Raw genomic sequence first — 22,275 nt, 5'->3', positions numbered from 1 at the left:
ATGTCTAGACTGATATATTTGGCTTCGATAAAAAAATACACCTACCTAAATCTATCATTCAAGATATATTCAGGTAGGTCTGTATTTTAATTATTGCCCTATTCCATTGCTGGAGTAATTAATTGGTATCAATTTAAATTTTTTGCCATCTGAACTGATGTGTCCTATCCCGGGAAACGAGCTATGGGAAATACCCACCCAATATCCTTTTGCAGCTGCATCAGCTAGTGCTTTCTTTCTTGTGATCATGGCCTCTTTCCTATCGTAGTCATAAACACTGGTAATAGAAGGATCTGCAAATTGAACTACATCCGATACCATGATGTCTCCCCAAAAAACAATCTTCTGACCTTTACTTTCCAACGCATAAAAACTGTGACCAGGTGTATGCCCCGGACTTGCTACAGGCATTATACCGGGAAATATTTCATTGCCAAATTCAAAGGTCTTTAATTTTCCGGCCTTGATAATTGGAGAAAGTTTTTGCGTAGCCCCATCAAAAAACCTTTTCATTTCCTTAGGGGCTTTTTCTTTATTAACAGAGCTGAGATAGTAATCAGCCTCTATTTTACTGATGTATACATCAGCATTTGGAAAGGTCAATTCACTTCCTTTTGTTAGCCCGCCAATATGATCCATATGGATATGAGTCAAAAGAACGGCATCAATTTGTTCAGGTTTGTAACCTATTTTCTCAAGGCTACTAGTCAGGCGACCTAAAGCTGGACCATAAGCATCTGCAGCACCTGCATCTATTAGAATCAACTTGTCGCCGGTCTTAACCAGATAAGCATTTACAGAGCATTCCAGGGTATCACTTTGGAAATTGGCCTTCATTAATTGTTTGATTTCACCTGGCTTTCCATCCTGTAAAAGCTCATTCAATTTTTGGGGCGTTGTGCCGTCAGAAAGTGCCGTAATTTGCAGATCACCAAGGGCCATCTGGTAATAACCGGGTTGATTGAACTGTTTTGAAGTACCATTTTGTGCACTTGCTGTAAAAGTTAATGCTACAGATAAAAAACCTGTATAATATATTGAAGATGCTTTTTTTATGAATTTCATATTGTTAAATTAAATCCGCGATGCGGATAAATGTGATTTAATCTGTTAATTATCTATAGCGTACGCCGGAATCGATTTCATGATATCAGGAAACTAAACGTTTACCACAATCTTACCTACTGTTCTGCCGGTCTCAATCTGCTGATGGGCATCAGCCATCTGGCCAAAACCAAAGCTTTTTGAGATATGGGACCTCAGTTTTCCATTTCCCAAAAGCCCGGCTAAATAGGCCATGTCCTTACCGTTGGACTGAACCAACAAATGTTTACCAATAACATTTTTGGCTTTTAACTGCGCTATCAAATTTTCATTAAACTGGGCTACTATGCTCATCACCTTTCCACCATTTTTGATCACAGGCAATGATTTGATAATATTATCCGGGCCCAGACAATCCATAACAAAATCAATATCATGTGTAGCATCGGCCAGGTTTTGGGCATTGTAATCTATATGCTCATCTGCCCCAAGCGAAAGTACAAACTGCTTGTTGGCAGCAGATGATGTGCCAATTACATACGCACCTAGCTCCTTAGCCAATTGTACCGCATAATGTCCTACACCTCCCGAAGCCGCATAGATCAATACCCGGTCGCCCGGTTTTACACCTGCTTCTCTCAAAACTTGCAAGGCGGTTAACGGAGCCAGGGTTGCAGCTGCGGCTTCCTCAAAAGAAATATTACCAGGCTTTAAGGCCAGATGTTCTGCCGGTGCAGCTACATATTCTGCGTAGGCATTCCCCACACCTGGAAAATTAACCATACCAAATACTTCGTCACCAATATCAAATCTTTTGGAATTAGTAGCTATAACAATACCAGCTATGTCCCATCCCAATATCAGGTCAGCTTGCTTATTTACATTACCATAATTATAGACCCCGCCGCCTTGTCGCGTTTTCGCATCAACAGGATTAATACTGATTGACTTTACCTGCACTAACACTTCATCATTATTTATCTGTGGGACAGCGATGTCACGCATCACTAAGTTTGTGGTTGCCCCAGGTTCAACCAAAATAATTGCTTTCATACTGTGTTTTTAATACAGCAAATATGTACCAATTAATTATCACATTAACAGTACAATTTTTCTATAATATAGTATATTTGTAACATGGAAAAAGAGGTACTTCACGAATCCTACTCTATAAAATATGCTACATTTGATGTATGCCCTAAACCAGCCCACCAGCATACATTTTTTGAACTGGTTTATATACTTTCGGGCACAGGTATGCAGTGCATCAATAAAAGCACTTTTAAATACCAGCCGGGACATTTATTTTTATTGACCCCCGAAGACTGTCATTCCTTTGACGTCCATACCACCAGCCAAATGGTCTTTCTGCAGTTCAACGACATTTATATCCAAAACAATTCACTGGTTGCCGAGAATGTCAGGAGACTAGAGTTTATCCTGCAGAATGCTAATCATCAGCCGGGCTGTATATTTAGAAACAAGGCTGATAAATTGCTGGTCAATCCTATTATTGAAGCAATTATCCGTGAACATGAAAATAAAGACCTGTACAATCAGGAACTGGTTCACCAATTGGTGAATACCCTGATCATCATTGTCGCCAGAAATATTGCAAAATACCTTCCCGAAAAAGTTAATGTTTCAACTGAAGAAAAGGCTTTAGATATTCTTCAATACATTCAGCATCACATTTATGATCCCGGAAAGTTAAAAGCCGAGGCTGTCAGTTCTCATTTTGGAATATCCAACTCTTACCTGGGGAGGTATTTTAAAAGGCATACCAACGAGACTATGCAGGGTTATATTGGCAAATATAAAACTAAGCTGATACAGCACCGGTTGAAATTCAGCGATAAAAGGCTAAATGAAATAGCAGATGAATTTAGCTTTGTCGATGTAAGCCATTTAAACAAATTTTTCATCCAGCAGACAAGTATCAGCCCCACTGCTTACCGTAGTACAGTTCGTATGCACTAATTTTTCAAACGAAAAATTATATTCTGTTTAGAGGATTTTTCGTGAGAAACGGGCAGGAAAGTTCACTGCGGGATGACGAGTCGGTTGGACTACCTCCTACCTACGCGGTAGCTAAAGGGTCGCTACGTGTCTTGGTTACAGATATTACGCAGCGACCCTTTAGCTACCGCGTAGGTAGCCTGTACCAGAATGCATCTTGCATGGGGGGATGATGATGCCGTGAAGGGTGTTATGATCTGGCTTTCTGTAATTACTGACTTTTTCATCTTCCTGTTTTAATTTACAATTTTTCACCTTTCAAAACACTCCGATTTTTAGTGAGGGCCAGTTACCAAATGCTATTAGTGATTTTTGTTTAGATTGTTTCTGTTTAATTTATTATAACTTGCCTCATTAAACATTTGATTCCATTTGGTGTTAACTCACCATAAATCAATGTTATGGCTGATATTACAGACTGCTCACCTGAAGAGAATAATCAATCAAAAGGCAGCACATCAAGACGGAAATTTTTATCCCAGCTCACCGTTGCAAGTGCAGGATTAACACTCGCACCGTTGCTGTCCGGAGCCGTCGCACCGGAAAAGGAGCCCGAAATAATGGCTGTGGCATCCGCAGAAATTACAGCTGTAAATTTAACCATCAACGGTAAAAAGCATATTCTTAATCTCGATTCCAGGGTTACGCTGCTTGACGCCCTGCGCGAAAAGCTTTCCCTGCCCGGTACAAAAAAAGGTTGTGATCACGGTCAATGTGGTGCTTGTACAGTATTAGTTGATGGAAGACGGATCAATTCCTGCCTTAGCCTGGTAGGTTTATGCGACGGCGCCGAAGTAACAACGATAGAAGGATTGGCCAGCGGAGATCAGCTGCATCCCATGCAGGAAGCGTTTTTGAAACATGATGGTTTCCAGTGCGGGTACTGCACGCCAGGACAAATCTGTTCGGCAGTAGGATTAATTAAAGAAGGCCACGCACATACAGACGCAGAAATCAGGGAATCTATGAGTGGTAATATCTGTCGCTGCGGCGCTTATCAAAATATTCTGGCGGCTATCAAAGAAGTTCAAACTGCTTAATCCTAAAAAAACTATGGAACCATTCAAATTGATTAGGGTGCAGGACGGACAGTCGGCCATTAATGCTACCCTGACAGCCGGATCAAAATTCATTGCAGGTGGCACCAATATGCTCGACCTCATGAAGCTCAATATCGAAACACCCAAACAGGTTATCGATATCAATAAACTTTCACTATACCAAATTGAAGAACTACCAAACGGTGGGATTAAAATAGGTGCGCTGGTTAAAAATAGTGACCTGGCTTATCATCCTGCCATTGCAAAAAAATATCCGGTACTCTCGGAAGCCTTGCTTTCAGGGGCTTCGCCACAACTAAGAAATATGGCCTCCGTTGGCGGCAATTTAATGCAGCGTACCCGCTGTCCTTATTTTTACAATGCTGATTTTGTCTGTAACAAAAGGGTTCCCGGTTCCGGCTGTGGCGCAATAGCTGGCTATAACCGCAATAACGCTATTTTAGGCACTAGTGCCCAATGTATTGCTACCCATCCGTCTGATATGTGTGTGGCCATGGCCGCATTAGGTGCAATCATACATGTACAGGGAGTAAAAGGCGTAAAAACTATCCCATTTAGTGAATTTCATTTACTGCCAGGGCAAACACCGCACCTGGAGCATAATCTTAGGCAAGGTGAGCTGATCACCCATGTTGAAATTCCTCCAATAGCTTATGCCGCCCGGTCTCATTATTTAAAAGTGAGGGATAGGGCATCCTACGAATTTGCACTAACGTCAGCAGCTGTAATATTAGATATACAGAACGGACGAATCTTAAAATCACATATTGCCTTAGGCGGTATAGGAACCAAGCCATGGCGGGCAGATCTGGCCGAAAAGGTCTTAAACGGAGCTATAGCTAATCAACAAACCTACCGTGCTGCGGCAGAGGCTGCCTTAAGCCAGGCAAAAGGTTATAAAGACAATTCATTTAAAATCGAACTGGCCAAACGTACACTCGTTCGCGCCCTAACCACAACAGGAGGCATATCATGAACCCATCTATAGGAAAACCGATAGACCGTGTTGACGGCAGATTAAAAGTTACCGGCGCAGCAACTTATGCCGCTGAATTTCCCATCAAAGATCTGGTTTATGGGGTAAGCATTACCAGTACCATCACCAAAGGCCGTGTTAAAAATATTGACAGCCGCCAGGCGCTGAAAGTGCCCGGCGTTATCGGGATTATGACCAGTGAAAATTCTATGCAATTGCACTTCCCTGCCGGTTCAGATCCAAGTAATGGTAAGTTTGCAGAAAAAGACCTGTTGCCTTTACAAAATGACAGGGTATTTTATGGCGGACAACATATTGCCATTATTGTTGCCGAAACATTTGAACAGGCAGAACAAGCTGCTGCATTGGTTAAAGTAACTTATGATGAACAGCCGGCAACTATCGGAATAGAAAAAAACATAACTACTGCCTACAAACCTGCTTCGGGCTTAGGAGGAGGTGAAGCACAAATCAAAAGAGGCGATGTAGAAACAGCGATGCTATCTGCAGCTGTAAAAACAGAAGAAACTTATACCACCCCTGTTTATCATCACAATGCTATGGAGCCACATGCAACCATAGCACAATGGGAAGGCGACAAACTCACCGTTTATGATGCTACCCAATCGGTAATGGGCGTTAAAGGGTTATTAGCTGCCACCTTAGGCATTCCCGCAGAAAAAGTTCAGGTCTACGCATTATACATCGGTGGAGGATTTGGTTCAAAAGGTTTCACCTGGGCAAATACTTTACTGGCCCCAATGGCGGCTAAACAGTTTAATCGGCCTGTTAAGCTCGTGCTGAGCAGGCAACAGGTTTTTTCTGCCGCGGGACGCAGAACACAAACTATACAGAAAATTACTTTAGGTGCCGACCAGACAGGGAAGCTATCAGCAATCAAACATGCCACAACCTCCGAAACTTCCTTTGTAGATGAATTTGTGGAAACTGCCGGTTTAGCCACCAGCATGCTCTACAGCAGCCCGAATCTGGATGTTAGTCATGAACTGGTGCGGTTAAACAGAGGCACCCCCTGCCCTGCACGTGCACCCGGTGAAGCACCCGGCACTTACGCACTGGAAGTTGCGATGGATGAGCTGGCCCATCAATTGAAAATGGATCCGCTTCAACTGCGCCTGATCAATCATGCAGATATGGAAGAGCAGAAGAAAAAACAATTTTCTGAAAAGAGTTTAAAAGAATGTTATGAGCGTGGTGCCGAAGCTATTGGCTGGAAGAATCGCAAAGCAGAACCGGGTACTTTAAAAGAAGGTAATTACCTGGTAGGTTATGGTATGGCAACAGCTACTTATCCGGCCAACCGCAGCGCATCTACCGCTAAAGCAACATTATTTGCAAACGGTAATGCAGAAATATTATGCGGAACACAAGATATTGGCACCGGAACCTACACGGTGATGACACAGGTTGCCGCTGATGGTTTTTCACTATCTCCAGATAAAGTTAAAGTAAAACTGGGTAACAGTTCTTATCCTAAGGGAGCCCAATCCGGCGGATCGCAGGTATCGGCCAGTGTTGGCCCTCCTATTCGGGCAGCGGCCCTGGGTGTGATCAGCAAATTAATCAATTTGGCAATTTCAGATACCGCCTCCCCGCTGCATGGGTATAAAGAAGAAGATATTGCGGCTGACAATGGCCGCATTCATTTGGTAAAAAACCCCGATAAAGGCGAAACCTATTCGCAGGTCATGACCCGTCAAGGATTGGATAAACTGGAAGCGCAGGCAAAAACCAATGTGTCTACCAGGCAGCAAGGGCCGCCTACACCAGCCCCCGCCGGCAGTCCTGAAGCTAAAGCAGAAGAAGAAAGCAAAACCAATAAAGCCGTTCAGGAAGATGAAAAAACCGACCGGAAAGATTTCGCCTTTCATTCTTTTGGGGCACAGTTTGTTAAAGTACTGGTTGATCCCGACCTGGGTATGATCAGGATAGACAAAATTGTTGGCGTAATGGATATTGGTACGGTAATGAACCTAAAGACAGCTACTAACCAGATTATGGGCGGAATGATTTTTGGTATTGGAATGGCCCTAATGGAAAATACACAATACGACCCTAATAATGGTCGCGTAGTTACCCGCGACCTCGCTCAGTATCTTGTTCCTGTGCATGCAGATATTCCGGAGATAGAAGTGCAGTTTATCAACAAACCTGATACATTCATATCGCCCATCGGTGCAAGGGGAATTGGTGAAATTGGTATTACCGGAATTACTGCGGCCATTGCCAATGCAATTTACAATGCAACAGGGAAACGGGTTAGGGATCTGCCAATCACTCCTGATAAATTAATCGCTTAGTTGATCAGCTTTTCCTATTACCGGGGTGTTAATATAGACACCCCACCGGTTCGTTAACGTTCCCAACCGTAATAATGGTAGTAAATACAGTAATATGTATTATACTCATCTTAAAAAGATATATGATGTTTGTAGCTATAAGATAATCAGGTATGTCAGTTAAATTTAAATATAACGGCACCCTTTGGATTGAAATTGAAGGTGAACCTGTATTTGGCCCGGGGCGGGTAGAACTTTTAGAGCGTATTCAGCAAACAGGCTCTATCCGGCAGGCAGCAATTCAGATGGGAATGTCTTACCGGCAGGCCTGGCAGATGGTAGAACATATGAACAGCCACCTATCTCATCCTGTTGTTATTTCTCAGCGCGGCGGCAAGGGCGGCGGCAACGCCGAAGTAACTCAAAAGGGAATGGATGCGATAAAACAATTTAAAGCTTTTCATTTGCGCTTCCATCAGCTATTAGCAGAGCAGAGTAAGGACATTAGTTTGTAAGCCTCTAAAATTTAATTTTAATATTCAAAACTATTTAATACCTATCGTTATTCCCCCATAGGAATAACGTAACTTAAATCCACCTATGAAGAAAAAACTACTTTATTATTGTATCTGTCTCATTTGCGCTGTTGGTTTTACCCAGCAGGTTAATGCACAGGTAAAACAAAAAAACGCAAAAGCGCAAAGAGACTCTATCCTTACTTTGGATAGCGTAGTGATTAAAGATAATCGCTCCAAACATTTACCTGATGTTTCAGGAACCAATGTATTTGCGGGAAAAAAAACTTATCTGATTACCCTGGATGCCGGTAAGTCTAATCTCAGTAACAGTACCATTCGCACCATATTTTCTACCGTACCAGGCGTAAATATTTGGGAAATGAGCGGTAACGGTTTCCAGGTAAATATCGGGAGCCGCGGCACAGATACCCACCGCTCAAACGAAGTAAATGCGAGGCAGAATGGTTACAATACCAACTCCGATCTTTTTGGTTATCCCGAAGATCATTATGCCCCCCAGTTTGACGGAGTGGACCAGATCCAGATTGTGCGCGGATCGGCCGCCCTGCAATTTGGAAGTCAGTTTGGCGGCATGATCAATTATAAGATGAAAGAAGGCGATAGTACTAAAGTGCTTGGCATACAAAGCGAACAGTCTGCCGGTTCCAATCATTATTTTAATTCCTTCAATTCTGCTGGTGGCAGAAGTGGCAAATGGAGTTATTATGGCTATTTTGCAAGTCGCTCAGGTGATGGCTACCGGAAAAGTTCTGCCTTTAATGGCCAATGGTTTTATGGTAATGTGAAGTACCAGTTCAATGATAAAATTAGTCTGGCTTTACAGTTTTCGAGGGTTAACCTCAAAGAACAGGACGCTGGCGGACTAACAGATGCGCAATTTAATGCCGATAGCAGGCAGGCCACCCGTAACCGTAACTTCTTCGACCCGGAGATCAATATTCCGGCACTCTTGTTAAACTACAAACTAGGCGAGCAAACCAAGCTTGAAGTAACTTCACATATGATATCGGGCCAGCGAAATAGCGTACAGTTTTTAGCTAACCCTGGCGTGGCAGATACGATAAATAAAAAAACTAACAATTATAATCAACGACAGGTTGACCGTGACTATTATCTTGGTTTTACAACCGAAGCCCGACTGCTTACCCGTTACAAACTGGGCGATCAGACCAGTACGTTTACTTCAGGAATCAGGTATTTTACGGAGAAAACAACAAGGGATCAAAAAGCAACTGGTACCACAGGCTCTGACTATGACCTGACCACCCTGAGCCCGTATGGCATACAGCTCGACCTGCATACCAATAATTATGCTGCCTTTGCAGAGAACATCTTTCAGATTACCCCTAAATTTAGTGTTACACCAGGCGCCCGGTTCGAAGTTGTTAATACCAGTTTAACGGGTTTAATCGATAATGCCAAAGATTACGTGTCTTATGCCAACAAGCGTAATTTCCCGCTATTTGGTACCGGCTTACAATATGAGCTAACCAGCAGTACCCAGCTTTACGGTAATTTTTCACAGGCTTACAAGCCCTTCACCTATGCCAATATTATCCCCGGAAACGACCTGGCCGTTGTAGATCCTAATTTGAAAGACACCCGTGGCTACAGTGCAGATCTGGGCTATCGCGGTAGCGCAGGCAATATCTTCAATTTCGATTTTGACCTGTATTATGTTTATTATGGTGATAAGGTGGGTAACCTTACCCGTACCGATGGAAATAATCAAAGCTATATCTATACCACCAATATTGGTAATGGTGTAGCCAAAGGGGCAGAAGTTTATACTTCACTATCGTTATGGCATATCTTTGATCAGCAATCAAATAACGATATCAGAGTATTTAACTCTTTCTCTTACGACCATGCGCGTTATACTAGTGGAACCTTAAGTACAGGAACTTCAAATATAAGCCTTAAGGGAAATTGGCTGGAAGGAACACCACAATTCATTAACCGTGCAGGTTTAACTTATTTAAATCATAGCATAACCACCACATTTCAAATGAGTTACGTTGGTAAAAACTTCACAGACGCCAACAATACTATCTTTAATTCTACAGGCTTAAGTGGTATTGTACCAGCATATCATGTTTTTGACTGGTCTTTCAATTATAGCTTTTTACAACGATACCATATTTTCACTAATATCAACAACGTGCTCAATGCCAAATATTTCACCCGTCGTATTACCATTCTTCCTGGCCCGGGCATTTTACCGGCCGATGGCATCACTTTTAATGTTGGCTTTGGTATAAAGATTTAAGTTGTCTAACGAAAATCACTAAATTGCATCAGTCCCCTACTCTTTGCCCTTATGAAAGAAATTGCTGATATCATTAAAGCTTACCATAGAGCGGCAGCTGAAAATAAAAAAGCTGCCCTTGCTACAGTAGTTAAACTGGAAGGTTCTTCTTATAGACGCCCCGGGGCAAGAATGCTGGTTACCGAAGATGGCCTGTTAACCGGTGCCATCAGTGGTGGTTGTTTAGAGGGGGATGCCCTAAGAAAAGCACTTTCTGCCATAATGCAGCAGGAAAACAAATTGGTTACTTATGATACTACTGATGAAGATGATGCAAAGTTTGGCGTGCAGCTTGGCTGTAACGGCATTGTCCACATTCTATTTGAACCCATTAATATTGCCGATGAACTAAACCCTATTGTGCTATTAACTGCGCTGCATAATAGACGTGAAGACGCTGTATTGGTCACTTTATTTTCATTAAATAGAAAGCTGCAATTGGGTACCAGTTTGTTATACAATGCTACAAATACGTTGTCAAAGTTACCTTCTGCACTTTATAATGAAGTTGTGGAAGATACATTGACGGTATGGGAAGACAAAACATCACTATTTAAAATCTATACAGCAGAAGAACAGCCCATAGATGCTTTTTTAGAATTTATACGTCCATCTATTTCTTTGATCATCGCCGGAGCGGGAAATGATGCACAACCTTTGGCCGAAATGGCCTGGTTGCTGGGCTGGGAAGTAACCATTGCAGATGGGCGTCCGGCACATGCCACGGCACATCGTTTTCCGCATGCAAAAACAGTACTGGTTGTAAAACCAGAACAATTATTGGCTCACATCAATATAGATGATCAAACCGCATTTGTGCTGATGACGCACAATTACAATTATGATATTGATTTATTAAACCGTCTTTTATCAACAAAAGCCCCCTACCTCGGTACGCTTGGGCCTAAAAAGAAACTGATCAGGATGCTGGATGAATTGGGAATAAATACAGCAGTAAATGAATCCAGGATATATGGGCCCATTGGTTTGGATATCGGTGCAGAAACTGCAGAAGAAATAGCCATTTCTATAGTGGCAGAAATCAAATCCGTTTTTACCGGCTCGTCTGCACGTTTTTTAAAAGATAAAAAAGATCCTATTCATACCTATAACATAAAGGAAAACTAGTGGCTACGGGAATCATCATATTGGCCGCAGGAAACTCCAGCAGAATGGGCCAACCCAAGCAGTTTTTAAATTACCAGGGAAAAACACTTTTGGAGATAGTGAGCAATGAGGCATTGAAAACGCCTTTCAGACCAGTGATGGTGGTACTTGGGGCTTATGCAGAGGAGATCTTAAAAAAGCATCATAATCCCACAATCAGCTATATCTTCAACGAAAACTGGCATCTAGGTATGTCATCCAGTATTGCTACAGGACTTTCAGCAATGCTGGACCAGCACAAAGACATAGAAAATGTAATTCTGTCTGTTGCCGATCAGGTTTTTATCAGCAACGGAATTTTTGAAAAACTCCTTTTGGAACATGAGCTAACCGGTAAAAATATCATTGCCTGCAATTATGCGCAAACAATAGGTACCCCGGTCTTGTTCCATAAAAACTATTTCCCGGAGTTGTTATTACTTAGCGGAAATGAGGGGGCCAAAAGCATGTTAAAAAAACATAAAGAAGATACGGCCGTCATTGAATTTGAACTTGGCCATATCGATATAGATACTGAAACAGATTATCACCATTTAATTCATCCTAAATGATAGCAGATTCTTTTGGAAGAGTGCACGATTACCTAAGGGTATCGCTTACTGATAACTGTAATTTTCGCTGCTTTTATTGCATGCCCGAAGAGGATTATGATTTTACACCTGCTTCGCGATTAATGCAACCCGATGAAATATTGGAACTGGCAAAGATATTTGTAGCACAAGGGGTAAAAAAAATCAGGCTTACCGGCGGAGAACCTTTGGTCCGTAAAGACGCGGCCCAGATTATTTCTGCATTGGGTAAACTCCCTGTAGAACTGGTAATCACTACCAATGGAACCCGAATTGCAGAACTATTGCCAACTTTACTGGAAGCCGGAATAAAAACTGTTAACATCAGCCTGGATACGCTGCAGCCCGAAAAGTTTATGCTCATTACCCGCCGTGATGTTTTTCATCAGGTTCGAAGCAATATAGACCTGCTGCTGCACCATAAAATTCGCGTAAAGGTGAACATGGTAGTAATGAAAGGATTGAACGATGACGAGATTAAAGACTTTATAGAATGGACAAGGCTCCATCCTATTCAGATCCGGTTCATTGAATTTATGCCCTTTAGCGGCAACAAGTGGACCAGCAATAAGCTGTTTTCACTGGAGGAAATCCTTACTCAGATACAAAAAGACTTCACTGTGCTTCCTGTGGATGGCGCAGCACATGATACCGCAAAAAGTTTCATGATCCCTGGTCATGAGGGTTCTTTCGCCATCATCAGCACTATGACTGCCCCCTTTTGCAGTACCTGTAACAGAATGCGTTTAACGGCCGACGGCAAATTAAAGAACTGCCTGTTTAGCAATGGGGAGACAGATTTACTTACCGCATTAAGAAACCATGAAGATGTACTCCCATTGATTATATCTTCGATATGGAGCAAGAAAAAAGAGCTTGGCGGACAGTTTGACACGCATTTTAAAAATCTTGATGCCAGTACCATTAACAACAGAAGTATGATAACTATTGGAGGATAATGAGCATGATCAGTGTTAATGAAGCAAAACAATTGATAGCGGATCAGGTTCATCTGCTCGAACCCGTTACTTTATCTCTTAAAGTTGCCTCAGGCCACGTTCTGGCAGCAGATATTTACGCAAATTACGATATACCCGCTTTCCCGCAATCTTCTATGGATGGCTATGCATTTATTTTTGCCGACCAGAAAAAAGAACTGAACGTTGTTGGAGAAATGGCCGCGGGAACAAACCAGGTGTTAACTATTAAAATTGGTGAAACCAGCAGAATTTTTACTGGAGCCCCCCTGCCTGATGGCGCAGATACAGTAGTAATGCAGGAAAAAATAAGCCAGGTCAATGGCAAAATCCGCGTTGATGATGAACAGCTCAAACCAGGATCGAATGTTCGTGATAAGGGTTCTGAAATTAAATCTGGTGCATTGGCTATGCAAAAGGGAAATCTTTTGGGCCCGGCGGCCATCGGCTTTCTGGCAGGAATTGGTATCACAGAAGTAGTAGTTTTTCCAATGCCTAAAGTTGGGCTCATCGTAACCGGCAATGAATTACAACAACCCGGAACTGAACTTCAGTTCGGTCAGGTGTACGAATCAAATTCTTATTCGCTTTCTGCCGCCTTACAGCAGGAGGGAATAACTGATTTAAGAATTTACCAGGCTGATGATGATCTGGAAATATTAACAGCGGTATTGGAAACTACCCTGCAAAATAATGATGTTGTTTTGTTGAATGGCGGGGTGAGTGTAGGTGATTATGATTTTGTAATTGAAGCATCAAAACGCTGTGGCATTGAACAGATTTTCCATCGGGTGAAACAGAAACCGGGTAAACCCTTATTTTTCGGTACAAAAGGTAATCAAATGATATTTGGCTTACCAGGAAATCCTTCCTCTGTACTCAGCTGTTATTATAATTATGTACTGCCGGCACTAAATGGCCTGTCGCACAAAGAAAACAGCATTGTAGAAATAAAGGCCCGGCTAAGCCATGATTATAAAAAACCATCAGGACTCACGCATTTCCTTAAAGGAAGGTATGAAAATGGCTATGCGAGCCCTTTAACAGCTCAGGAATCTTATAGATTGAGCTCTTTTGCACAGGCCAACTGCCTGATCTGCCTTAATGAAGACCAGGAAGAATTTAGCAAAGGAGAAATCGTAAAAATAATGTTATTACCAAATTCATGATGGAACAATCATTTATCCTCTTTTTTTGCCTGCTTTTTGTGGTTGCTTTTTTATATGCCTCAGTTGGGCATGGTGGTGCAGGTGGTTCCGTTGCCGGCGGCATTTGTGTTGCTTATTTTGGTGCCCATAAATTAATATTTGCATAATACAATGGAACTGGAGATTATTAGCTTTGGAAAAATTGCTGAAGTGATTAACAATCAGCGAATAGATGTGTCTGGTCTTAGCACCACAGATGAGCTGAAAGCATATCTCGAAAAATCCTTTCCGTTGCTCTCAGAAATGAAGTACAAACTGGCAGTAAATAAGAACATTATTCAGGAGAATCATGATCTCAAAAACAATGATATTATAGCGATCATGCCACCTTTTTCTGGCGGATAAAGAGGAAATCAAATGAGCGATAGAAAAATAAAAAACATTTTTGTAAGTGGAAAAATAGATCCTGCATTCATTGCCGAGAGTATTTCCAAACACAGTACAAAAACAGCCATTGGAGGCCACAGCATATTCATGGGTCAGGTGAGGCGAGACGAGATTGACGGCAAGTTTGTCGCCGGAATAGATTATACTGCATATGAAGAATTGGCTTTGGAGAAAATGCACCAGATCAGGGAAGATATTTTCGAGAAATATCCTCTTAGCTGTCTGCATGTGCACCATAGTTTAGGTACAGTGCTTGCAGGAAACATCTGTTTATTTGTATTTACGTCCTCTGCACACCGCAAACCAGCAATTGAAGCCTGCGAAGAACTGGTGGAAAGATTAAAAGCAGAACTGCCTATCTGGGGCAAAGAAATATTTGAAGACAATTCCCACCAGTGGAAAGAAAATAGTTAATATGGTAAACATCACAAAAAAATCAAGCACCCTTAGGATTGCCATTGCTGCGGCTACTGTAAAAGTATCAAAGCAAGAGACCATTGATGCGGTAATACAACGAAAAATACCTAAAGGTGATGTTTTTGAGTTTGCACGTGCAGCAGGTTTATTTGGCGTAAAAAGAACCAGTGATGTTATCCCTGACTGTCATCCACTACCTATCGAATACACAGCGATTAGTTATGAGATTGAAGGGCTGTCAATTATCATCACAGTGGAGGTACATACCATTTATAAAACCGGAGTAGAAGTTGAAGCAATGCACGGCGCATCTGTTACCGCTTTAACAATATATGATATGCTGAAACCCATTGACAAGGGAGTTGAAATTCAAAACATTCGGCTGCTTAAAAAATCAGGAGGGAAATCAGACTTTAAACACGCCAAATTTCCGGAAATAAAAGCTGCAGTAGTAGTTTGCTCTGATTCTATTTTTGCAGGCCAATCTCAGGATACTTCAGGAAAAACAATTATTGCACGACTGGAACAATTTGAGATCAGCACTACAAAGTACGAAATTGTGCCCGATGATCTGGATACCATCCGACAGGTAGCCAAAAAGTTAAGCGGGCCGGAACATCAGCTCCTGATATTTACGGGCGGAACAGGTCTTTCCCCGCGAGATCTTACACCAGAAGCTATCGCTCCCTTAATTGACCGCCCGATACCCGGCATCATGGAAACTGCCAGACAATATGGCCAGGAACGCATGCCTTATGCCATGTTATCGAGAGGTATAGCAGGATTTATAGGTGAAACTTTGGTTCTTACCTTACCGGGATCAAATAGTGGCGTTGAAGAGAGTATGGAAGCCCTGTTTCCACAGCTATTGCATTTATTTAAAATTAACAAAGGTCAAAAGCATTAAGTATTTCATCTGAACCCAACAAAAGCTTAGTTAAAGAAGCTTTTGTTGGGTCCTATTCAATTACGATTGACTAAGGTAAAATCATCATAACAAGGTGTCATGCAGCCCCGGCCAGTCCCTTTACCGATTTCGAAACGTGCATGTGACACTGAATCATGACTGGTTAAATCTGCCTGAATGACCTCAACACTATTCAATCCATCTGCTTTTAAACCCTTTTCTAAATTCCGGCTTCCGAGGTAAACATAAAATTAAGGGTGAAAAATGATTGCTCCAGTAGTTTTACGTGCCTGTACATCCGTATGGGCTTTCGCGGCATCAATGTAACTTTTCTGGAGCCAATTATTCTAATATGTTAAAAATGCAGTTTATTTGCTATTGGAATGATGTTATTTATAAATCACAGCATAGAACTGTTTAATAGGAAGACAAATTATCCCGTAAGGTATGAATCCGGAAATTTAGCTAAAATTGCAGGTGTTCAGTTCTTATTAATATTTATTACGCTTTACTTATTTAAGCCCTTTACCGTAAATGTATCGGAACAAAAATTAAACTATTTAATGATTTGTAGCCTGCATGCACTATTGCCGGCATTGATTGTTTTCGGTTATATTAGTATACTCGGCCACATTAGAGAAAAACTTCAAATTAGTGACTGGACATTAAAAAAAGAGCTATTAAATGTAGCGCTCATATTTTTGATGATAGGTTTGGCGAGTTTCTTATTACGCGGATTGATCTATACAAATCCGGACAATATTTCCTGGTACTACTTATTTATTGAAATGAGGAATGCTTATTTAGCGGGGATCATATTCTGTATTTATTTAGTTGCTGCCCAGGTTTATTTTAAAGCAAACGTTAATGAGAAAACTGCTCATAAAGTTATCGACCCTCCTGCCGAACGTGTAAAAGAAGAATCGAAGTCTTCTTCCGTATTTATAAAAGCCCATGTTAGGATCGACGACTTCCGGCTTCAGGTTGATGATTTATTGTTCGCCAGGGCTGAGGGGAATTATGTGATCATATACATTTTCAAAGACGGCCGTTTACAGAATGAACTTAAAAGAATTTCGCTGAAGCATTTGGAAACACAAGTTGCCGCTTATCCTTATTTATTGCGTTGCCATCGCGCCTATCTTTTGAATATTAAGCGAGTGGCTAAACTAGCGGGCAATTCGCAAGGATACTCTATTTCATTTGAGGAAACCGAAGATAAGGTGCCTGTTTCCCGAACCTATTTAAACCGCTTCGACCAAATTTATAATCAACCCCTATAGAACCTTGACCATACCTTGTTATCTACAACAAAACATAGTCAGCCATCACAAGCTTTGAACATCGCTTAATAGTTCAGCTACCTTTAGAGAAATATTATTAGCAGCAATACCTGCTGCGTAGTTTTTTCAAATGTTAAGCATGAAAAATATAAAAAGCACAACCCTAATTATTCTATCATTCTGTGTAATCGAGTTAATTCTACATCTGTTTGCTGATTACATTTCTGGGTTTCATTCTGACGAGTTATTGCACATAGCAACTGGTAACCATCCGGCTATTGGCTATATGGAATTCCCGCCAATGATCGGATGGATGGCCTGGGTACAGAATCAATATGGATCAACTTCGGTGTTTATCCATCACATTTTCACACATGTGGCCACTGTACTTATTTTGATCCTGATCGGATTAACCACCATTGAATTGGGCGGTAAATCCAAAGCAGTCTTTATCGCGCTGCTCTGTATCGTGATCTCACCAGGGTTTGACAGATCGCATCAGTTGTTTCAGCCGGTTGTTTTCAGCGAATTTTTTTGGGTACTGTCTTTTTATCTGCTGGTAAGGTTTGTAAAAAAGCAAGATAACCAAAATTTATTTTACCTAACCCTTGCCCTTGCGTTTGGCTTTCTCACCAAGTACGATATCGTGTTTCTCATAGCAGGGATTTGCAGCCTATTTTTTTTAAAAAACATGCAAAAGTTATTGTTAAGCAATCAGATATGGAAATTCATCTTATTGTTCGTTGTTATCATAGCACCCAATTTATGGTGGCAATACGCACATGATTTCCCCATGTTCCAAATGTTTTCGCGTTTATATGAAACCCAATTGGATAAATTAAGCATAGGAGGTGTTTTTAGCTTGTTAATAATTGACCTTAATCCGGTCACATTTTTTATATGGCTGCCGGGATTGTTTTTCATGTTCAATAGGGAGTCTAAAGCACTCTATCTACCTCTGGCCATTTGCATCGCATTAACGATACTGTTGTTAGCGCTGGCAAAAAGCAAACATTACTACTTTTTTTCAGCTGTTATATTTCTGATCATCTTCGGCAGCATCTGGTTCGAACAAAGAATATTGATCTGGCAAAAGTGGTTGCTATATCCTGTTAGTGCCCTGTTTATTTTGACAGGATTGTTTCTGCTACCGTGGGGATTAATGGTATTGCCCCTGAACACTTTTATCGGGGTTTACAAATTAAATAAGGGAGAACATAAGTTTGGGATACCAGATGAATATTACGCAAAGGGCAAATGGGACAAAACAATGACGGCTATAAAAACTGTTTATGATAGTTTGCCCGCCAAAGAAAGGCAGGAATGCTTGATTTGGGGAAAGCATTACAGTCAGGCAGGTGCCGTAAATCTCCTTGGCGGTACTTATGGTTTACCTAAGGCCTTCTCCTATCACGGAAGTTTTTATTTATGGGCACCTGGCGGGCAAATGCCCGAAACGGTTATAGCTTTTACAAATGGTGAGGCCACAATTGATTTCTTTGATAACTATTTCAACTCCGTAGTAGCTGTAAAAAAGGTATATAATTCTTATTCGGATTTTGAAGAGGATAACTACCAAACTATTTATATCTGCAAAAAGCCGAAACAGAGTTTTGACGCACTAAAGATGCTTTTCAAGAAAAGGGTTTTTGAGTAAATAATTAGTTGCTGCTTATTATTTATAAGGTCGCTTTCTGAAAAGTACTTTCTGAACTTCTTCTAATTATTATGCAAAAAAAATAGAATCGCTTATTTATAATAAATTGCTGTATGACGGCAGATAAGTATGCATCAACGACATAAGGGAAAGAAACATCCTTGCAATGCAATGGTTCAACCTTTGTCCGTCTGGGTCTCCCCCGCCGGAGATCGAACAGTCATTACAAAACATATAAATAATATTTTTAAAGAAAATGAACTTGAGGAAAAATGAAATGTGCAAAAAATGCACATTGCTAATTCAGACAAACCGGTAACACTTTATACATCTTATACAGAAGTGACGGCACCAAGCGAATCGCAGATTATGCACTGGTTGCATTGACTCTGATGATTGCAGAAAAATGCAGAACGATCAAATTGTTATTTATGAAACGGAAAATGGTGAAACGGTAATTGATGTAAAGCTGGAAAATGAAACTATTTGGCTAACTCAAAAATTGATGTCAGAGTTATTTGAAAAAGATTCTGACACGATAGGGCTACATATAAAAAATATCTTAACTGAGGCAGAACTAGATGAAAAAGCAACTACCGAGCTTTTCTCGGTAGTTCAACAGGAAGGAAAAATAAGCATAAAAAGAAATTTAAAGTTCTATAACCTAGATATGATCCTATCAGTTGGATATCGTATAAACTCCAAAAAAGGTACTCAATTCCGCATTTGGGCCAACAAGATTCTAAAAGACCATCTTCTTAAAGGCTATTCAATTAATGAAAGCCGGCTAAGAGAGCAAAATGAACAATTACAATCTCTCAAAAACACTGTAACACTCTTAAGTAACGTCCTTGAAAATAAATCTCTAAACAATGACGAAGCCACCGGATTATTAAAAGTAGTAACTGATTACGCATATGCCCTGGACATTCTTGATAAATATGATCATCAGGAGCTAACCATTGAAGGAACCACAATTGAAGAATTGTTCATTATAGATTATTCAGATGCTAAATAGGCAATCCATGATCTGAAAGAAAAATTTGGGGGCAGTTCGTTATTCGGGAATGAAAAGGACGAATCCTTTAAAGGATCTATTGCTACAATTTATCAAACCTTTGGCGGTATAGATCTTTATCCCAGCGTAGAAGAAAAAGCAGCTAACCAATTATATTTTGTGGTCAAAAATCATTCATTCTCTGATGGGAACAAACGTATAGCTACTTATCTTTTCGTTTGGTTTATGGAAAAAAATGGCATTCTTTATAGAAGTGATGGCTCCAAACGTCTTGCAGATAATGCCTTAGTAGCGCTAACTCTGATGATTGCTGAGAGTAAATCTGATGAAAAAGAAATGATGGTCAAAGTAATGGTCAACCTGATCAATACAAATAATCAATAACCAAAAAGCCTTAGATTTCTCTAAGGTTTTTAAGTCGTACACCTATCCGCATTAAGATCGAACCGTTTTATAGATGATTTAACAATAATAAGCTGTATTTCAGACTAATATACAAAAACAACTCTGATGTAGTAATTTACTAACATCTGTTAATGAATTAGCGGGTAATATTTTATGAGTTGAGGGTTTCTATCCCAATACAGATAATATAGTATTGGGATAGGCAACCTTCGGCATCTTTCGCATAAGATCAGTGTTACTTAAAAAATTGAGATAAAAAGTTGAGTCCGGCAGTTGCTGCTGCTTTGTCGTCATCCGAACTTTCTCCCCCTGCGAAAACAGTCATGAGATACCCCGATGAGACTTTCATTATCACTCCGCCAGGATATCCGTACTCTCCTTTGATCGGCGGCCTTATTCCGCTTCCGCTATCTTTGTAGGTATCAGCCATTTCGGCGACCTTAGAACCGGCATAGGCTAGCATATTATAATTACCACGCCTTAAATGACCCACTACCTCCATTTTCGAGATCCACGATCTAACAGAGTCTCCTGGTATAAATATTACCATTGCAACGCCCTGAATTTTAAGTTCACCAGCGGTTTTTGCAATAACAGATAGCGCATCGTCCGCATGTTTTAAAAATATTTTTTCGCCCTTTTCCCTTGGAACTGTTAAATCACCCTTAAAAGAACAAAACAGTGTCAAAATCAAAACAATTGGAAAATATAAAGAATACTTTTTTTTCATAAATTAATTTTTATTTTCTTATTACGTAAAGGTATCATAACAATTGTATTTTCTTAAAATTTCTCAGTGTAACTTTGGATTGTTTTAAAGAAACTACTGGATTGCCTCCTTACCGGCTTGACCAATCCAATATCATAAAAGTGTTATTGATCAGCTGTGAAGGCATGGATTTAAGTGTTTCGTGGCTTGCATTAGGCATGATCGCCAATACAGTTGGGAGATTTTTTTATCCATGCATTATCCTTTTCAAAGATTGAGAAAACAATAGTTAGCCAGTTAAGAGAAATACTTAGTAAATTCGCCAAAAGGAATCAGATTGATCTGAGTTTTATAATCATAACCATTTGACAGATAAGCTTTGCCATTGAGAAAAAAAACAGATATAGCACAATTTCACCTACACAAGGACGAACCGCAAAAACTACAGTTTCAGGTACATTCGTTGAATGCATATTTGTTAAAGAACACCAAACACACGCTTAAACCACACGTTCATAGTTACTACCAGATCATTTGGTTTAAGAAAGGCTACGGAAAACATTTTGTTGACTTTAAAGCCTATGATATTCAACCCAATAGTGTGTTTTTTATCTCCAAAAACCAAATCCATTACTTTGACAGCTATTCAATGTATGAAGGCCTGCTGGTACATTTTAACCAGGATTTTTTATTAGACAGCGAGAATAGCACCGATATATTATTGAAATACAATATTTTCAATAATTTGGATAAAGATCCCTTTTTTATTATCCCAGATGATTCGGTTGGTAAACTTGATCACCTGATCGGTGAATTTGAAAGAGAAATATTAGCAGTAGACAAGTTTGCACATAAAGAATATTTACAATACCTGCTAAAACTTTTTCTCATTTCCATTCAGCGTTTGGAAAACATCAAACCATCAAATATCGCGGCTACTAATAATCAAAACCATGTAGTTGCCCTGAAATTCAAACAAATTCTGGAGATTAATTTTAAACAACTCCACACAGTGCAGCAATATGCCGATCTTTTGAACGTATCTGCTAAAACACTTACTAATTACACCAACAGCACTTTTATCAAGAGTCCGCTTAAAATAATTAGTGAACGGATAACACTCGAAGCGAAGCGCCTGCTTTGGCATTCCGATTCAAGTATTAATGAAATTAGTTTTCAGCTTGGGTTTGATGACCCGTCCTATTTTGTAAAGTTCTTTAAAAAGCAAACCGAAATGTTGCCAAAACAATTCCGCAGTTCAATTTCCTGAATTTACCATTTCTTTTCCCTTTTGATCTTATTCACCTGCCAGAAGCTTAGCACC

The 22,275-nt window shown here is 40.4% G+C and carries 23 protein-coding genes and 1 pseudogene; 20 read left to right on the top strand and 4 right to left on the bottom strand.

Going from position 1 to position 22,275, the window contains the following annotated elements; translation table 11 throughout:
- Window positions 1-90 precede the first annotated feature (90 nt).
- Together GSQ84_RS19580 and GSQ84_RS19575 are read right to left on the bottom strand one after the other, a co-directional pair.
- Window positions 91-1,065, bottom strand: coding sequence for an MBL fold metallo-hydrolase (locus tag GSQ84_RS19580; RefSeq protein ID WP_158799038.1), 975 nt, complete (start codon window positions 1,063-1,065; stop codon window positions 91-93).
- Window positions 1,066-1,158: 93 nt separating this feature from the next.
- The gene (locus GSQ84_RS19575; protein ID WP_158799036.1) at window positions 1,159-2,097 is read right to left on the bottom strand and encodes an NADP-dependent oxidoreductase; all 939 of its coding nucleotides are present in this window, start codon (window positions 2,095-2,097) and stop codon (window positions 1,159-1,161) included.
- An 84-nt stretch (window positions 2,098-2,181) separates the two neighbouring features.
- Here GSQ84_RS19575 and GSQ84_RS19570 point away from each other — a divergent pair, with 84 nt between their 5' ends.
- Window positions 2,182-3,024, top strand: coding sequence for an AraC family transcriptional regulator (locus GSQ84_RS19570; protein WP_158799034.1), 843 nt, complete (start codon window positions 2,182-2,184; stop codon window positions 3,022-3,024).
- Between the two features lie 122 nt (window positions 3,025-3,146).
- Here GSQ84_RS19570 and GSQ84_RS19565 read toward each other — a convergent pair whose 3' ends face one another.
- Window positions 3,147-3,290, bottom strand: coding sequence for a hypothetical protein (locus tag GSQ84_RS19565; RefSeq protein WP_158799032.1), 144 nt, complete (start codon window positions 3,288-3,290; stop codon window positions 3,147-3,149).
- Window positions 3,291-3,464: 174 nt separating this feature from the next.
- Between GSQ84_RS19565 and GSQ84_RS19560 the strand changes: the two genes are divergently transcribed.
- The 18 genes and pseudogenes from GSQ84_RS19560 to GSQ84_RS28095 all read left to right on the top strand — a co-directional run bounded on the left by GSQ84_RS19560 (window position 3,465) and on the right by GSQ84_RS28095 (window position 20,221).
- Window positions 3,465-4,103 carry a (2Fe-2S)-binding protein gene (locus tag GSQ84_RS19560; RefSeq protein WP_158799030.1) on the top strand — a complete coding sequence of 213 codons (639 nt, stop codon included), beginning with the start codon at window positions 3,465-3,467 and terminating at the stop codon, window positions 4,101-4,103.
- Between the two features lie 13 nt (window positions 4,104-4,116).
- Window positions 4,117-5,100, top strand: coding sequence for a xanthine dehydrogenase family protein subunit M (locus GSQ84_RS19555; RefSeq protein WP_158799028.1), 984 nt, complete (start codon window positions 4,117-4,119; stop codon window positions 5,098-5,100).
- Window positions 5,097-7,421, top strand: a complete 2,325-nt coding sequence (locus tag GSQ84_RS19550) for a xanthine dehydrogenase family protein molybdopterin-binding subunit (protein ID WP_158799026.1) — start codon at window positions 5,097-5,099, stop codon at window positions 7,419-7,421. Before GSQ84_RS19555 ends, GSQ84_RS19550 begins: the two co-directional genes overlap by 4 nt.
- A gap of 152 nt (window positions 7,422-7,573) precedes the next feature.
- A complete protein-coding gene (locus GSQ84_RS19545; protein ID WP_158799024.1) occupies window positions 7,574-7,915 on the top strand; it encodes a winged helix-turn-helix domain-containing protein in 342 nt (113 codons plus the stop codon).
- 85 nt (window positions 7,916-8,000) lie between these two features.
- Entirely contained in the window at window positions 8,001-10,208 is a 2,208-nt protein-coding gene (locus GSQ84_RS19540) for a TonB-dependent receptor domain-containing protein (protein ID WP_158799022.1), read from the top strand.
- Between the two features lie 51 nt (window positions 10,209-10,259).
- On the top strand, window positions 10,260-11,375 hold the full coding sequence (locus GSQ84_RS19535; protein ID WP_158799020.1) for an XdhC family protein: 1,116 nt from the start codon (window positions 10,260-10,262) through the stop codon (window positions 11,373-11,375).
- Window positions 11,375-11,965 carry an NTP transferase domain-containing protein gene (locus GSQ84_RS19530; RefSeq protein ID WP_216848994.1) on the top strand — a complete coding sequence of 197 codons (591 nt, stop codon included), beginning with the start codon at window positions 11,375-11,377 and terminating at the stop codon, window positions 11,963-11,965. Before GSQ84_RS19535 ends, GSQ84_RS19530 begins: the two co-directional genes overlap by 1 nt.
- Entirely contained in the window at window positions 11,962-12,942 is a 981-nt protein-coding gene (gene moaA / locus GSQ84_RS19525) for a GTP 3',8-cyclase MoaA (RefSeq protein WP_158799019.1), read from the top strand. Before GSQ84_RS19530 ends, moaA begins: the two co-directional genes overlap by 4 nt.
- The gene (glp, locus tag GSQ84_RS19520) at window positions 12,942-14,129 is read left to right on the top strand and encodes a gephyrin-like molybdotransferase Glp (protein ID WP_254070919.1); all 1,188 of its coding nucleotides are present in this window, start codon (window positions 12,942-12,944) and stop codon (window positions 14,127-14,129) included. Before moaA ends, glp begins: the two co-directional genes overlap by 1 nt.
- Entirely contained in the window at window positions 14,126-14,275 is a 150-nt protein-coding gene (locus GSQ84_RS19515; protein ID WP_216848993.1) for a hypothetical protein, read from the top strand. The genes glp and GSQ84_RS19515 overlap by 4 nt, the downstream gene beginning before the upstream one ends.
- 4 nt (window positions 14,276-14,279) lie before the next feature.
- Window positions 14,280-14,513, top strand: a complete 234-nt coding sequence (locus tag GSQ84_RS19510; protein ID WP_158799018.1) for a MoaD/ThiS family protein — start codon at window positions 14,280-14,282, stop codon at window positions 14,511-14,513.
- 12 nt (window positions 14,514-14,525) lie between these two features.
- A complete protein-coding gene (locus GSQ84_RS19505) occupies window positions 14,526-14,969 on the top strand; it encodes a molybdenum cofactor biosynthesis protein MoaE (RefSeq protein ID WP_158799017.1) in 444 nt (147 codons plus the stop codon).
- 1 nt (window position 14,970) lies between these two features.
- Window positions 14,971-15,879, top strand: coding sequence for a bifunctional molybdenum cofactor biosynthesis protein MoaC/MoaB (gene moaCB, locus GSQ84_RS19500; protein ID WP_158799016.1), 909 nt, complete (start codon window positions 14,971-14,973; stop codon window positions 15,877-15,879).
- A 563-nt stretch (window positions 15,880-16,442) separates the two neighbouring features.
- Window positions 16,443-17,162 (top strand): LytTR family DNA-binding domain-containing protein, encoded by a 720-nt coding sequence (locus tag GSQ84_RS19495; protein WP_158799015.1) that lies wholly within the window; start codon window positions 16,443-16,445, stop codon window positions 17,160-17,162.
- 139 nt (window positions 17,163-17,301) lie between these two features.
- Entirely contained in the window at window positions 17,302-18,819 is a 1,518-nt protein-coding gene (locus GSQ84_RS19490) for a glycosyltransferase family 39 protein (protein ID WP_158799014.1), read from the top strand.
- Window positions 18,820-19,225: 406 nt separating this feature from the next.
- Window positions 19,226-19,837 (top strand): virulence RhuM family protein, encoded by a 612-nt coding sequence (locus tag GSQ84_RS27925; protein WP_216848992.1) that lies wholly within the window; start codon window positions 19,226-19,228, stop codon window positions 19,835-19,837.
- Window positions 19,838-19,840: 3 nt separating this feature from the next.
- Window positions 19,841-20,053 (top strand): annotated as a pseudogene (locus tag GSQ84_RS28430) (type II toxin-antitoxin system death-on-curing family toxin); the annotation flags it as partial.
- A 9-nt stretch (window positions 20,054-20,062) separates the two neighbouring features.
- The gene (locus tag GSQ84_RS28095) at window positions 20,063-20,221 is read left to right on the top strand and encodes a hypothetical protein (RefSeq protein ID WP_254070918.1); all 159 of its coding nucleotides are present in this window, start codon (window positions 20,063-20,065) and stop codon (window positions 20,219-20,221) included.
- A gap of 256 nt (window positions 20,222-20,477) precedes the next feature.
- Here GSQ84_RS28095 and GSQ84_RS19475 read toward each other — a convergent pair whose 3' ends face one another.
- Window positions 20,478-20,972: a hypothetical protein gene (locus GSQ84_RS19475; protein WP_158799010.1), complete on the bottom strand. Its 495-nt coding sequence runs from the start codon at window positions 20,970-20,972 to the stop codon at window positions 20,478-20,480.
- 364 nt (window positions 20,973-21,336) lie between these two features.
- Between GSQ84_RS19475 and GSQ84_RS19470 the strand changes: the two genes are divergently transcribed.
- Window positions 21,337-22,221 carry an AraC family transcriptional regulator gene (locus tag GSQ84_RS19470; protein WP_158799008.1) on the top strand — a complete coding sequence of 295 codons (885 nt, stop codon included), beginning with the start codon at window positions 21,337-21,339 and terminating at the stop codon, window positions 22,219-22,221.
- The last annotated feature ends 54 nt before the right edge of the window (window positions 22,222-22,275 follow it).

The organism is Pedobacter sp. L105 (assembly GCF_009765875.1).
Taxonomy (GTDB): domain Bacteria; phylum Bacteroidota; class Bacteroidia; order Sphingobacteriales; family Sphingobacteriaceae; genus Pedobacter.
This window is presented reverse-complemented; position numbering and strand designations above follow the sequence as displayed.